Source organism: Bacillus cereus group sp. N12 (assembly GCF_016483575.1).
In the GTDB taxonomy this organism is placed as follows: Bacteria; Bacillota; Bacilli; order Bacillales; family Bacillaceae_G; genus Bacillus_A; species Bacillus_A toyonensis.
Genome location: NZ_JAEHBO010000042.1, coordinates 1 through 13,295, shown reverse-complemented (window position 1 = coordinate 13,295; position 13,295 = coordinate 1). Strand labels below are relative to the sequence as shown.

Below are 13,295 nucleotides of genomic sequence, written 5' to 3'. Positions count from 1 at the left end.
TTATATGCAAGCATGGCAACGTTATATGCAAAACGATATTATGACGAGTAATCCGATTAAAAATACAATATTTATTTATGAAAGATGTATCGTAGAGTTTCGTAAATTAGAAGAACTTTTAAGTACATTTAAACTTCAAGAAGGAGACGACCTTCTTGAAAAGTTAGAACGTATATTTGAAGAGCTGAAGCTTCAATTAAATCCTGATATTTCGAAAGATTTATATGACAGTCTATTCGGTTTATACGATTGGATTAGCATTCAAATTCAAACGATGAAAGTAACGCGCGAAGCAAAAGACATTGATGCGATTGTACATGTGTTACAAGATTTAATAGACGGTTACCGTGGAGCGCTCGAAAATGAACAATGATATTTATCGAACGTTTGTCAGTTGTTTTAATGGAATCGGTGAATTGCAGGTTTCAGATGAAGAATTTGCTGAGAAAAGTGAGATGTTAAATCGTTGGATGATGACATTGGATGAAGAAACGCGCACGCAAGTTGCAATGGAAGTTACCCCGTGGATTATTAAGGCAGCGCAGCATATTCGAGATAAGCAAAAGATTTTGGAAGAAATGATTATGGAAAATGATGGGCGAATGAAAGCTAATTCATTTTATGGTAAATATTAATGATAAAGTATGGAAACGGATTCCCCTTTTTAAAAGGGAATCCATTCCTTGTTTAAATAAAGAGTTCCGCTGATTGAGTTTTCACTTTATGCCTGTAATGAGAAAGTAATCTAAATAATATAAAAATTGACTTTGATTTGTATTTCATATATCGAAATATTTCATGGATTACTACGTGTATACATTTTTTTGTATTCTTTTTTATATTTTTGTATTTTTCTAAAGACAACAATAGAAAAATGGAATAAAATATGTAAGGGTACATAATAGTTAATATTTTAATAAACACATATAAGAAAATAAATAATGAAGTGAAACTTCCATCAGTGGATCATTAAGGTAGAAAAGGAAGGGTGTGGAATATGCCAGATTTAGTGAGTGATGTAAGCCACTATATGAATTATTTAGTGACGAAACGAAATACTGTTTCTAGTAATATTGCAAATGCGAATACGCCTGGCTATAAAGCACAAGATGTAACATTTGCTGAGCAGATAAGTAAGAGTAGTGCGTTATATAAGAACAATGCGGCTGATTTAAAGAGCAATCCAGATTTATATCAAACGGATGAAATGCACTTACCGACAGTAAATATGAAAAATACATATGCAAAGATTCAAACGAAATCAATGCAAATGAATCAAGATGGAAATAGTGTGGATGTAACGACAGAAATGCTAGATTTAATGAAAGTAAATCAGTTATACGGTATTTCAATTAATGCAATTAATACACAATATGCAATTAACCAAGCGGCACGTGGACGTTAAAGGTAGAAGGAGAGACAACGATGTTTCAGGCAATGAATGCAAGTGGCTCAGGACTAACGACAGCGAGAAAGTGGATGGAAGTTACTTCAAACAATATTGTAAATGCGAATACGACAGCGGCTCCGGGGGCAGATTTATATGATCGTCGTAGTGTGGTGCTAGAATCAAATAATAGTTTTGCAAGTATGTTAGACGGGGCTCCTACTAACGGAGTGAAAATAAAAAGTATTGAAGCGGACAAAACGGAAAACTTAGTGTATGATCCGACGCATCCGCACGCAAATGAAGAAGGATATGTACGTTATCCAAATATTGATGTAACTGCTGAAATGACGAATGTTATGGTTGCTCAAAAAATGTATGAAGCAAATACAAGTGTATTAAATGCGAACAAAAAAATGCTCGATAAAGATTTAGAAATTGGACGAGGATAAGGGGGAAGATAGGGATATGAAAATTCAACCAATGTTACATACACAGCCATTTGGAGCAATTCAGTCAATTGGTGCACCGAAAACTTCGGAAACATCTGTACCTGAGGGAAAAAAGTTTATTGATTTATTGGAAGATATGAATCAAACGCAAAATAATGCGCAAACAGCAGTATATGATTTATTAACAAAAGGGGTAGGAGAAACACATGACGTTTTAATACAGCAAAAAAAAGCTGAATCTCAAATGAAAACGGCTGCTCTCGTACGTGATAATCTTATTGAAAATTATAAGTCACTAATTAATATGCAAATTTAGGAAAGTGGACGGGTGTGTTTAAATGGAAAAGATAAAAAATGTTATCCAATCGTTAAAAACGTGGCATAAGTTAGTAATCGGTGCTGCGCTTTTAGCGGTTGTAACAGGAGCACTTTTATACTTCACCTTGCCAGATAAATATGTTGTTGTATATCAAAATTTAAATGATGCAGATAAGCAAGAGATTACAGCAGAATTATCGAAGTTAGGTGTCGATTACCAATTAGCGGCCGATGGTTCAATTCGTGTGCAAAAGAATGATGCTCCATGGGTTCGAAAAGAAATGAATGGAATGGGCTTACCGTTTAACTCTAAGAGTGGCGAGGAAATTTTATTAGAAAGCTCGCTCGGGTCAAGTGAGCAAGATAAAAAAATGAAGCAAATTGTCGGTACGAAAAAACAATTGGAGCAAGATATTGTACGAAATTTTGCGACGGTTGAAACGGCAAATGTTCAAATTACATTACCTGAAAAAGAAACAATTTTTGATGAAGAAAAAGCAAAAGGAACAGCGGCGATTACTGTTGGTGTGAAGCGTGGACAATTATTAACAGCTGATCAAGTTGCTGGTATACAGCAAATGATTAGTGCGGCAGTTCCTGGTGTGAAAGCAGAAGAAGTAAGTGTTATTGATAGTAAAAAAGGTATCATCTCAAAAGGAGCAGATGAAGCGCATTCTAACAGTTCCTCTTCTTATGAAAAAGAAGTAGAGATGCAGCATCAAATTGAAGGTAAATTAAAACAAGATATTGACGCAACGTTAATGACGATGTTTAAGTCAAATGAATATAAAGTGAATACGAAAGTGTCTGTAAACTACGATGAAGTTACACGTCAGTCCGAAAAATATGGCGATAAAGGTGTACTTCGTAGTAAACAAGAGCAAGAGGAAAGCTCTACTGCGCAAGAAGGAGCAGATACGAAGCAAGGTGCTGGTATTACAGCGAACGGTGAAGTGCCAAACTACGGTACGAACAATAATCAAAACGGTAAAGTTGTCTACGATAATAAAAATGGTAACAAAATTGAAAACTATGAAATAGATAAAACAGTTGAAACAATTAAAAAACATCCAGAATTAACGAAAACAAATGTTGTTGTATGGGTAGATAATGATACGTTAGTAAAACGTAGAATTGATATGACTACTTTCAAAGAAGCGATTGGCACAGCAGCTGGGCTTCAAGCTGATCCGAATGGAAACTTTACAAACGGTCAAGTTAACGTTGTAACTGTTCAGTTCGACCAGCCGAAAGTTGAAAAAGAGAAAGAGCCAGAAAAAAGTGGTATGAATTGGTGGTTATTCGGTGGAATTACAGCTGGCTTGTTAGCACTAATTGGCCTAGTATGGTTCTTCTTAGCAAGACGTAAGAAAAAGAGAGAAGAAGAGGAATATGAAGAATACTTAGCAGAAGAGGAAATTGCTGCAAGTAATGAAAGTATTCTGGAATTTCCTGAAGAAAAAATAGTGCCAGAGCCAACACCGGAACCAGAAGAACCGAAAGAACCAACGTTAGATGATCAAGTGCAGGAAGCTACGAAAGAACATGTAGAAGGTACTGCAAAAGTAATTAAAAAATGGTTAAATGGACAGTAAGGGAGGAACAACGATGTTAGATGAAATCTCCTCCAAAGAAAAAGCTGCCATCCTCATTCGTACATTAGACGAAGGGGTGGCAGCAAAAGTCATTGAATATATGACAGCTGAGGAAAAAGAAGTATTACTTCGTGAAATTGCGAAGTTTCGTGTATATAAACCAGAAACGTTAGAAAATGTGCTAGGGGAGTTCTTGTATGAATTAAATGTAAAAGAATTGAACTTAGTCACTCCAGATAAAGAGTACATTCGTCGCATATTTAAAAACATGCCAGAAGACGAGCTGGAAAAATTATTGGAAGATCTTTGGTATAACAAAGATAATCCGTTTGAGTTCTTAAATTCACTTACAGATTTAGAACCACTTCTTACAGTGCTCAATGATGAATCACCACAGACGATTGCAATAATCGCTTCTTACATTAAACCGCAACTTGCTTCTCAATTAATTGAGAGATTACCAGATCATAAACGAGTAGAGACGGTAATGGGTATTGCAAAACTAGAACAAGTTGATGGTGAATTAATTAATCAAATTGGTGAGTTGTTAAAAACGAAATTAAATAATATGGCATTTAGTGCAATTAATAAAACTGATGGCTTGAAAACGATCGTGAACATTTTAAATAATGTTTCACGAGGTGTTGAAAAAACAGTCTTTCAAAAGCTGGATGAAGTCGATTATGAGTTATCTGAGAAAATTAAAGAAAATATGTTTGTCTTTGAAGATTTACTTGGTCTTGAAGATCTTGCGCTTCGCCGTGTATTGGAAGAAATTACAGATAACGGTGTTCTTGCGAAAGCACTTAAAATTGCAAAAGAAGAAATTAAAGAGAAATTATTTACATGTATGTCTTCAAACCGTAAAGAGATGATTCTAGAAGAATTAGATGGCTTAGGACCGCTTAAGATGACGGATGCTGAAAAAGCGCAGCAAACGATTACAGGTACAGTTAAAAAGCTAGAAAAAGAAGGAAGAATTATCGTTCAAAGAGGTGAAGGGGATGTCCTTATTTAAAAACAGAATTCCGAAGAATTCTGTTTCTTTTTCTGAAGAAACGTATGAATTACAATTTCCAAAACCAGTTTCAGTCCAAATAGAAGAGGAAGAATTACAAGCTGATCATGCAGAGCTTCGCGCTCAGCAAGAATCATTACATATGGAAATGAATCAGTTAAGACAAGGGCAGCAAATGCTAGAACGAGAGCGTCAGCAGCTAGTACAAGATAAAGAACAATTTCAAATGCATATTCATGAACAAATGGAACAGATGAAAGCAGCACGTATGCAGTTTCAAAAAGAACAACAAGAAACAGCATACGAATGGACAGAGTTATTGTGGGATCAATCTTTTCATCTAGCAGAAAAAATTGTAAACCAAGCGGTAGATTCGCGATTACTTGATGTGTTACCAATTTTAACTGGCATCGTTCAAACGTTGCCTACTTCATTTGAAAAATTAATAATAACAGTACATCCAGAAACGTTTGAACGTATTCAAGAAGAGAAGGAAAATACGAAAGAGTATTGGTTACTACAATTAGTAGAATGGAAATATGATTTCTCCCTGCAGTTCGGTGAATTTGTTTTGGAGGAAGAGAAAGAGTTTTTTGAATTTAAATTTGCACCTATATTTGCGAAACTTCGTCAGAAATGGGAAGAAGAGAAGTTGTTTGAGGAGCAAAATGTATGAACAACAAGCTCATAAATGAACAGAATAAGTGGAATACGTTTATCGAAACACCGTTTTATACGAAAATTGGTAAAGTTCATAGTGTACAAGAACAGTTTTTCGTAGCGAAAGGACCGAAAGCAAAAATTGGCGATGTTTGTTTCGTTGGAGAACATAATGTTTTATGTGAAGTAATTGCGATTGAAAAAGAGAATAATATGTTACTCCCATTTGGACAGACAGAAAAAGTATGTTATGGGGATTCAGTTACATTAATTGCGGAAGATGTTGTCGTACCTCGTGGTGATCATTTACTTGGAAAGGTGTTAAGTGCGAATGGTGAAGTGTTAAATGAGAACGCTGAAAACATTCCACTACAGAAAATAAAATTAGATGCCCCCCCTATTCATGCATTTGAGCGTGAAGAGATTACTGATGTATTTGAAACGGGAATAAAATCAATTGATTCTATGTTAACAATTGGTATCGGTCAAAAGATTGGTATTTTTGCTGGATCAGGTGTTGGTAAATCTACTTTACTTGGAATGATTGCGAAAAATGCAAAAGCTGATATTAACGTTATTAGTTTAGTAGGAGAACGTGGCCGAGAAGTAAAAGACTTTATTCGAAAAGAATTAGGCGAGGAAGGTATGAGGAAAAGCGTTGTTGTTGTAGCGACGTCAGATGAAAGCCATCTGATGCAACTTCGCGCGGCAAAGCTTGCAACATCTGTTGCTGAATACTTCCGTGATCAAGGCAACAACGTACTACTCATGATGGATTCAGTTACTCGTTTTGCTGATGCGCGCAGAAGTGTTGATATTGCAGTGAAAGAGTTACCGATTGGTGGCAAAACACTGTTAATGGAAAGTTATATGAAGAAGCTGTTAGAGCGATCTGGGAAAACACAAAAAGGATCTATAACAGGAATTTATACCGTACTCGTTGATGGTGACGATTTAAACGGTCCTGTACCAGATTTAGCACGTGGTATTTTAGATGGACATATTGTATTAAAGCGTGAGCTTGCTACGCTTAGTCATTATCCTGCCATTTCAGTGTTAGATTCAGTAAGTAGGATTATGGAAGAAATTGTGTCGCCTAACCATTGGCAACTTGCAAATGAAATGAGAAAAATCTTATCTATTTATAAAGAAAATGAATTGTACTTTAAATTAGGGACGATTCAAGAAAATGAAGAAAATGCTTATATTTTTGAATGTAAAAATAAAGTAGAAGATATAAATACGTTTTTAAAGCAAGGTCGATCGGATAGTTACCAATTTGATGATATCGTTCAAGCGATACACCATATAGTATAAGGCCTCGTACGCGGAGGCCTTATTTTTTTGTTTTTTAATATTTCACAGATTTTTTTGGAAAAAAACTATATAATAGAAAAAGAGAGCGTTATAATAGGAAGGGGCTATGAAAACAGGTGGATAAACAGCAGTACGACACGATAAAATTGCAAATAAATCAAGAAAAAGAACATATTTTAAAAGAAGTGTATGAATTAACAGCTGAAAAAAGAAAAATAGAACAAAAAAAAGAATATGATTTATATGTTGTGAAGTCACGTAGCAAAGTCGTACAAACTGGTCAACGTATTATGGCTGGCATGCTTTCGTCACATACGTTTTCACCTGAAAGAATAGAAGAATGGAATCGAAAAATTAAAAAAACAGAAGGTTTTATTCAAAAAAATGAAAGCCTTTTAGAACAAGTAAAAGAAAAAGAACGTGTCATTGATGAAATGTATCAAGAAGATTGTAAGAAGCTTGCAAAAGTGCAAGAAAAGCTAGAAGAAAAAATGCTTCTTGATTTAAAAATGTGTATGAATGGATGAGGTGAATGTAGTGATACAGTCTGTATTACCGGTGCAACAAAGTTTACCTCCGCAAAAAGAAAAAGGGCTAGAAATACAATCGAAAAATGAAAATTCTTCATTCGATCGTACGTTGAGAATGGAAAATAAACAGCAGCCGAAAACGGAGAAAACGAAACGAGAAGAAGCACCAAAAGAAGAGGAAAAAGAATATAATCTTTCTAAACCATCGGTAACGAAAGAAGAACCAATTGTAAAGAAAGAAGAAAAAAAAGAGACAGAACAGTTGTTATTAGCTGTATCTGAGCAAATGGTTGCAATTGAGCAATTACGTGTGCAGCCAGAATTGTTATATCAATACATACAAAAAATACAAGAGCTGTATAAAGAATATGGAAATATAAAACTTAACGAATTACCCGCAGGTGAATTACAACAATTACAAGAGCTCCTTTCAAATATGAATATTAAAAATGCTATATGTTTAGAAGATACAATGCAAATGGTGTTAGACAAAGTGAAGATGCCAGAACAAACGATGCAGGCTTTGAAAGTTGTAGAGACAGAAACTTGTAATATTGCAAAGAAACAAGAAGAGTCTAAAGATGTAGACCTTATGAAATCAGAGAGCGATGATGTGAAGATAGAGTTGCCAGAAGGCGATTCGTTAAGCGATTCAATTTCAACGGGTGCGGAGGTATTAAATAAGGCGACGAGTACTGATCAAATCGGAAAATCAAATAGTGGCGCTGAGAAGGTTACATTACCTGACTTAGGAAAGAAAATGGAAGCGCAAGTAGAAGCATTGCAAAAATTTGTAGTGAAACAAGAACGTGTTTTATTCCAGCTAAATCCAGAAAAATTTGGTACGTTAACTGTGTTTATGAAAAAGCATGGCGACCAAATTGATGTGCATGTAGAAATGGAAAAACACGATGCAAAAAAACGTGTTGAAATCATTTTTGATGAATTGAGGCTAAAGTTAAAAGAAAAAGAAATAAATATTCAAATTAGCTATTCGGATAAAGATGAAAACCGTAAAGAACAGCGAGAACAAGAACAAAGGCAAAAGCAGAAATTAGCAAGTACGCAACATGAGAAACAACAATCAAAAGAATTTGCGGGATTATTGGAGGAATAAAGCGTGCCAACAGTTGGGTTAAATACAACGAGTACAAATCATATTCCGTTACAAGCAGGAGCGCAAGCAAAAAACGCATCTGTTAATGGTGTACAATCGCCAGTTCAACAAACAAACGGAGTTTCAGCAGGAGCGCAAAAGAGTCCTGGGGTAATGGGGAAAGATGATTTCCTAAAATTGTTTTTATCAAGTTTCCAACATCAAGATCCATTTAATGCAATGGATATGAATCAAATGATGAACCAGACAGCGCAGTTATCTCTTATGGAACAAGTGCAAAATATGACAAAAGCAGTTGACTCTTTAAGAACGACGATGTATTCGACAGCGCTTGATGGCGGTATGAAGTTTTTAGGGAAGTACGTAAGAGGTGTTGACGGCGACGGAAACAAAGTAACTGGTCAAGTAGAGACGGTTCGCCTTGCAGAGAATAACGATGTACAGCTCGTTATTAATAATAAAGTCGTATCTCTTCGTTTCGTTGAGAGAGTGTCTGATAAACCGATTGGAGAAACGAATCCAGAGGATGTCAAGAAAGAAGATCAAAAAACAACTGAAGAAGTAAAAACTACAAATTCATAAGGAGTGTCCATACGTTATGATTAAAGCGTTATATACAAGTATTACAGGAATGAATGCAACACAAAATGCATTAAGTGTAACTTCAAATAATATTGCCAATGCGCAAACAGTAGGTTATAAAAAACAAAAAGCAATGTTCGATGATTTACTATATAACAACTCAATTGGTTCAAAAGGTGACGGTAATTACGCAGGAACGAATCCGAAAAGTATTGGTAACGGTGTGAAAATGAGTGGTACGGTTACGGATTATAGTGATGGTACAATTACGTTAACTGGTGGCAAAACACAAGCAGCAATGGAAGGTAATGGTTTCTTCGTTGTAGGTGATTCAAAAGGCGGAAATATGGAATTTACTCGTAAAGGTACGTTTGGGATATCTTCTGATTACTATATTACGAATACTGAAGGTCAATACGTATTTGCATACCCTGCAAATGAGGCAACTGGTGAAGTTGATTTATCTGGAATCCCAGGACCGTTGCAAATTCCAATGGGAACAGCAATTGGTGGTATTCGAACATCGAAAGGGACAATTAAAGGGAACATTCCAACTGGTGAAAAACAAATTACACAAGATTTACCTGTATATGATAATGCGGGGAATACATGGACAATGCGTGTAGAGTTTAAACAAACGAGCGAACATAATTATACATATAAAGTACAGATGCGTAATGACTCGAAAAAAGAAACAGAGTTTAAGGATGTTCAAGGTGCAGGTGGTAATATGACATTTGATGCTGTTGGAAATCCTAATCCGAAAGAGCAAAGAGCCAATATTCCATTTGATGGCGGCTCTATAAATTTAGACTTAAGTCATTTAACAAACCATCCAACAGATAAAACATTATCAGTAACAGACGTAGATGGTAGAGCAGCGGCGACGGTTAAAGATTGCTTCATTGCTGACGGTGGATATGTGATGGTAAAATATTCTGATGGAAGTATGAAATCTGCTGGTCAATTAGCTGTTGCGATGTTCCCGAACGAAGGCGGTCTAATGAAAACAGGTAATGGTAACTATACAGCGACGAATACAACAGGTATTTTAGCACTTGGAGCATCTGGTCAAAACGGTGCAGGTAAAATACGTGGTGGCGCACAAGAAGGTGCGAACGTAGATTTATCTGTAGAGTTCGTTGACTTAATGCTTTACCAACGTGGATTCCAAGGAAATGCGAAAGTAATTAAAGTATCAGATGAAGTATTAAATGAAGTTGTAAACTTAATTCGATAATATAATATAAAGAAAACTTGTAATGTAGTAGAAAGGGTTTTTTATTCGTATGACAAGACAAGAGCGAATTTTACAATTGCCTTTTTTCGAAAATAAACGTGAACTTGCCGAGCAAGTGTTAAAAATGGAACGAGAAGAGCATGTATATTTACCGGATCAATTTGAAGTTAAGCAAGTGCCTCCGTATTCATTTGGTGAAAAGGAAGCAATCATTGGCCGTATTCATGAGTTTTATTTCGTAAGTGTTGGTAGTGATGGAGTTTTGAAGTATCAACTGTTTAAGGATGAGATGAAGTGCCGTGAGTTTTTTGTTACGTTATCAGGAATAACGGATCAGCAAATTGCGTTTTGGTTCAATAATATCGAGTTACTTAAAAGCTCTTAAAAGCCCTTAAAAGCCCTTTTAATGGTTTGAGAGATGTGGTAGGGTTATAAGTTGCTTATAAGGGTGCTCGAACGTTGTGGAAACAGCGGTATGAAGTGTTAGCAAGGTAGTTTAATAAGAGATAAGCAAAGTGTAGTATAGATAACAGCTATGGTTCTGAGGGGCTTGTAGTTGTAAGAATAGTGCTATGAAGAGGTACTGGGATGGTTGGAGATAAGATAATCATTTCATAGCGAACCAGTGCCTTTTGAATAGTTTGTGCTGATACATTTTTATAAAAGGAGAGGTGAGGAGGATGGCGCAGAATAAGTATCGCGTTACATTCATTTCGCCGAGTGAGGTTGAGCAGCGGACTGTAATGGCGGCCAGTAGTTTGCCAGATCTAATTCGTAAAGTGGAGAGTATTATCGCAGATTCGAACGGTTATTTTGTGAATGATAAAAAAAATAATTGCTATTTTAAAGTGATTAAAGAAAATGTTACGTTTATTCAATATGAGCTACTATTTTCGGATAAGGAAATTCATATTGAAAAATTAAAACATATAGCGCCGGCTATATTAAAACAATTATTTAAAAAAATAAACGACCCAGAACTATATGCACTCGCGTTACTTGATGTTGATATAGCGACGAAACAATATGTACTCGAAGAAATGAATCAAGAGTTAAGAATGAGAGTAGAAACGGAACTTTCAAAAAAATGGGAAGCAATGCCGACAGAAATTGTAGGAGCACAAGAAGTGTTATTAGAGGCACTTGCTTCATTTATACAAGATTAAGCGTCAATAAATCGTTCGACTATCTATATTTTTCATATAGGTAGTTGACTTTTTCGGTTTTATAAAGCTTAATAATTAGATATACGGAATTAATGGAAGGGGAGCGACACCTTTATGTCACAAGCTCAAAGTATTTTATTAGAAAGTGGAACAAATGAATTAGAGATTGTCACATATACTGTTGGTGAAAACCTATTTAGTATTAATGTAATGAAAGTACGTGAAATCATTAATCCATTTCCTGTTACAACTGTGCCAGAATCTCATCATGCAGTTGAAGGTGTTGTTCAAGTACGTGGTGAAATTTTACCTGTTATTAACTTAGCAACGGCTCTTAATTTAAAATCAACAAAGCCACTTGATCAAACGAAATTTATCATCTCAGAATTAAACCAAATGAAAGTTATTTTCCGCGTCGATGAAGTGCATCGTATTCAACGTATTTCGTGGGAACAAATTGATGAACCAGCTTCATTATCTATGGGATTAGAAGAAACGACATCTGGTATTGTAAAGCTGGATGGCAAAATCATTTTACTATTAGATTATGAAAAAATTGTATGTGAAATTAGTGGTACTGGTTATGACAATAAATCACTTTCAGGCTTAGAACAAAAAACAGATCGTGCTGAAAAAGTTATTTATATTGCAGAAGATTCAGCAATGCTTCGCCAAATACTAGAAGAAACTTTATCATCAGCTGGATATACGAAAATGAACTTCTTCAGCAATGGTGCGGAAGCATTAGCACAAATTGAAAAATTAGCGAAAGAGCAAGGGGAAAAAATGTTTGAACACATTCACTTGCTAATTACTGATATTGAAATGCCAAAAATGGATGGACATCATTTAACGAAAGTGGTTAAGGATGGTGAAATAATGAATCGTTTACCGGTCATTATTTTCTCTTCATTAATTACAAATGAATTATTCCATAAAGGTGAAGCTGTAGGAGCAAATGCTCAAGTAAGTAAGCCGGATATTCAAGAATTAATTGGTCTTGTTGATAAGTTAGTTTTATAAGAAAATATGTAATCATTTGGATTTTTTAAAATGTAAGGTAGTCAATTCATATATATGATTGATTACCTTATTTGATTGGCTTATATATTTAAAATTAAGTGTTACAGTTTTAATATATATTTTTATGATGAGAAAGTACTTAAAAATAAAAAAATCTACTAGCATATTTTTTAAAAAAGTAAGATAATATAACCTGTTAATATCCAATTATCTAATTATCTAATTATCGTTTTATTAAAACAGGAGGAATTATAATGAAAAAAAATAAAAATTCTAAATTTTTAACGAGTATTTGTGTGAGTTCAGCTTTGATGATTTCTGCTACAGCCCCATCTATTACAGCTTTAGCAGCAGGTAATCCATCCATAGCTCCAGCGACTTCAGCTATTAAGGTTGAAAATAAAAAAACAGGAGATACAGATACGATTTCAGTTGGTAATTTAGAGCCTGGAGATATTGTAAAAATATACAATGCGATTAAAGAAGAGAAGACATTGGCTACAGCAACAGTTGGGGAGAATAGTAAAGAAGGAACAATTACCAAAACAGATTTATTAACAGCAACAGGTGGTACAGTATACGTAACAGTTACTAAGGCAGGAAAAGAAGAAAGTACACGTGTGGCTGTAAAGTATGCAGCTGAGCCAGTAACAAAAGCGCCAGTGGCGGGAGCAATCACAGTAGTGAATAATAAAACTGGTGTGAAAGATGTAGTGACAGTGACAGGAGTTAAAACAGGCGACGTAGTCAAAGTATACGACGCAGCAACAAAAGGAACGGAACTAGGAAAAGCAACAGTGGGAGAAAATGCGGTAGAAGCAAAAGTAGAAATTGGTCAAATCGCAAAAGATGCAAAAACAAAAGGAAATGTATACGTAAGTGTACAAGGT

Annotated in this window: 16 protein-coding genes and 1 pseudogene; all 17 read left to right on the top strand. The window is 35.2% G+C overall.

What is annotated here, in order from left to right; translation table 11 throughout:
• Positions 1-4: 4 nt before the first annotated feature.
• Complete coding sequence (locus JDS92_RS18435; RefSeq protein ID WP_199632297.1) at positions 5-373, top strand: flagellar export chaperone FliS; 369 nt, start codon at positions 5-7, stop codon at positions 371-373.
• A complete protein-coding gene (locus JDS92_RS18430) occupies positions 363-635 on the top strand; it encodes a flagellar biosynthesis protein FlgG (RefSeq protein ID WP_097881648.1) in 273 nt (90 codons plus the stop codon). Before JDS92_RS18435 ends, JDS92_RS18430 begins: the two co-directional genes overlap by 11 nt.
• 362 nt (positions 636-997) lie before the next feature.
• Positions 998-1,405 carry a flagellar basal body rod protein FlgB gene (gene flgB, locus JDS92_RS18425; protein ID WP_199632296.1) on the top strand — a complete coding sequence of 136 codons (408 nt, stop codon included), beginning with the start codon at positions 998-1,000 and terminating at the stop codon, positions 1,403-1,405.
• Between the two features lie 20 nt (positions 1,406-1,425).
• Entirely contained in the window at positions 1,426-1,839 is a 414-nt protein-coding gene (gene flgC / locus JDS92_RS18420; protein ID WP_199632295.1) for a flagellar basal body rod protein FlgC, read from the top strand.
• A 16-nt stretch (positions 1,840-1,855) separates the two neighbouring features.
• Complete coding sequence (gene fliE / locus JDS92_RS18415; RefSeq protein ID WP_079519207.1) at positions 1,856-2,155, top strand: flagellar hook-basal body complex protein FliE; 300 nt, start codon at positions 1,856-1,858, stop codon at positions 2,153-2,155.
• 22 nt (positions 2,156-2,177) lie between these two features.
• On the top strand, positions 2,178-3,752 hold the full coding sequence (gene fliF, locus JDS92_RS18410; protein ID WP_199632294.1) for a flagellar basal-body MS-ring/collar protein FliF: 1,575 nt from the start codon (positions 2,178-2,180) through the stop codon (positions 3,750-3,752).
• Between the two features lie 13 nt (positions 3,753-3,765).
• The gene (fliG, locus tag JDS92_RS18405; RefSeq protein WP_000883357.1) at positions 3,766-4,770 is read left to right on the top strand and encodes a flagellar motor switch protein FliG; all 1,005 of its coding nucleotides are present in this window, start codon (positions 3,766-3,768) and stop codon (positions 4,768-4,770) included.
• Positions 4,757-5,446 (top strand): FliH/SctL family protein, encoded by a 690-nt coding sequence (locus tag JDS92_RS18400; RefSeq protein ID WP_199632293.1) that lies wholly within the window; start codon positions 4,757-4,759, stop codon positions 5,444-5,446. Before fliG ends, JDS92_RS18400 begins: the two co-directional genes overlap by 14 nt.
• Positions 5,443-6,747 carry a flagellar protein export ATPase FliI gene (gene fliI / locus JDS92_RS18395; RefSeq protein ID WP_199632292.1) on the top strand — a complete coding sequence of 435 codons (1,305 nt, stop codon included), beginning with the start codon at positions 5,443-5,445 and terminating at the stop codon, positions 6,745-6,747. The genes JDS92_RS18400 and fliI overlap by 4 nt, the downstream gene beginning before the upstream one ends.
• Positions 6,748-6,863: 116 nt before the next feature.
• Positions 6,864-7,274, top strand: coding sequence for a hypothetical protein (locus JDS92_RS18390; protein ID WP_000360857.1), 411 nt, complete (start codon positions 6,864-6,866; stop codon positions 7,272-7,274).
• 10 nt (positions 7,275-7,284) lie between these two features.
• Complete coding sequence (locus JDS92_RS18385; RefSeq protein WP_199632291.1) at positions 7,285-8,394, top strand: flagellar hook-length control protein FliK; 1,110 nt, start codon at positions 7,285-7,287, stop codon at positions 8,392-8,394.
• 3 nt (positions 8,395-8,397) lie between these two features.
• Positions 8,398-8,976 (top strand): flagellar hook assembly protein FlgD, encoded by a 579-nt coding sequence (locus JDS92_RS18380; protein ID WP_199632290.1) that lies wholly within the window; start codon positions 8,398-8,400, stop codon positions 8,974-8,976.
• 16 nt (positions 8,977-8,992) lie between these two features.
• Positions 8,993-10,216 carry a flagellar hook protein FlgE gene (locus tag JDS92_RS18375; RefSeq protein ID WP_199632289.1) on the top strand — a complete coding sequence of 408 codons (1,224 nt, stop codon included), beginning with the start codon at positions 8,993-8,995 and terminating at the stop codon, positions 10,214-10,216.
• Between the two features lie 49 nt (positions 10,217-10,265).
• On the top strand, positions 10,266-10,601 hold the full coding sequence (locus JDS92_RS18370) for a DUF3964 family protein (RefSeq protein WP_199632288.1): 336 nt from the start codon (positions 10,266-10,268) through the stop codon (positions 10,599-10,601).
• Positions 10,602-10,896: 295 nt separating this feature from the next.
• Positions 10,897-11,382, top strand: coding sequence for a hypothetical protein (locus tag JDS92_RS18365; RefSeq protein ID WP_000068323.1), 486 nt, complete (start codon positions 10,897-10,899; stop codon positions 11,380-11,382).
• A gap of 114 nt (positions 11,383-11,496) precedes the next feature.
• Positions 11,497-12,405, top strand: coding sequence for a chemotaxis protein (locus JDS92_RS18360; RefSeq protein WP_000075949.1), 909 nt, complete (start codon positions 11,497-11,499; stop codon positions 12,403-12,405).
• A gap of 254 nt (positions 12,406-12,659) precedes the next feature.
• Positions 12,660-13,295: pseudogene (locus JDS92_RS18355) on the top strand (hypothetical protein); the annotation flags it as partial.

Coding starts and splice junctions, on each gene's coding strand:
- flgC (WP_199632295.1), top strand. CDS start 1,426: ATGTTTCAGGCAATGAATGCAAGTGGCTCAGGACTAACGACAGCGAGA.
- fliG (WP_000883357.1), top strand. CDS start 3,766: ATGTTAGATGAAATCTCCTCCAAAGAAAAAGCTGCCATCCTCATTCGT.
- JDS92_RS18360 (WP_000075949.1), top strand. CDS start 11,497: ATGTCACAAGCTCAAAGTATTTTATTAGAAAGTGGAACAAATGAATTA.
- flgB (WP_199632296.1), top strand. CDS start 998: ATGCCAGATTTAGTGAGTGATGTAAGCCACTATATGAATTATTTAGTG.
- JDS92_RS18375 (WP_199632289.1), top strand. CDS start 8,993: ATGATTAAAGCGTTATATACAAGTATTACAGGAATGAATGCAACACAA.
- fliF (WP_199632294.1), top strand. CDS start 2,178: ATGGAAAAGATAAAAAATGTTATCCAATCGTTAAAAACGTGGCATAAG.
- JDS92_RS18365 (WP_000068323.1), top strand. CDS start 10,897: ATGGCGCAGAATAAGTATCGCGTTACATTCATTTCGCCGAGTGAGGTT.
- JDS92_RS18430 (WP_097881648.1), top strand. CDS start 363: ATGAACAATGATATTTATCGAACGTTTGTCAGTTGTTTTAATGGAATC.
- JDS92_RS18435 (WP_199632297.1), top strand. CDS start 5: ATGCAAGCATGGCAACGTTATATGCAAAACGATATTATGACGAGTAAT.
- JDS92_RS18400 (WP_199632293.1), top strand. CDS start 4,757: ATGTCCTTATTTAAAAACAGAATTCCGAAGAATTCTGTTTCTTTTTCT.
- fliE (WP_079519207.1), top strand. CDS start 1,856: ATGAAAATTCAACCAATGTTACATACACAGCCATTTGGAGCAATTCAG.
- fliI (WP_199632292.1), top strand. CDS start 5,443: ATGAACAACAAGCTCATAAATGAACAGAATAAGTGGAATACGTTTATC.
- JDS92_RS18370 (WP_199632288.1), top strand. CDS start 10,266: ATGACAAGACAAGAGCGAATTTTACAATTGCCTTTTTTCGAAAATAAA.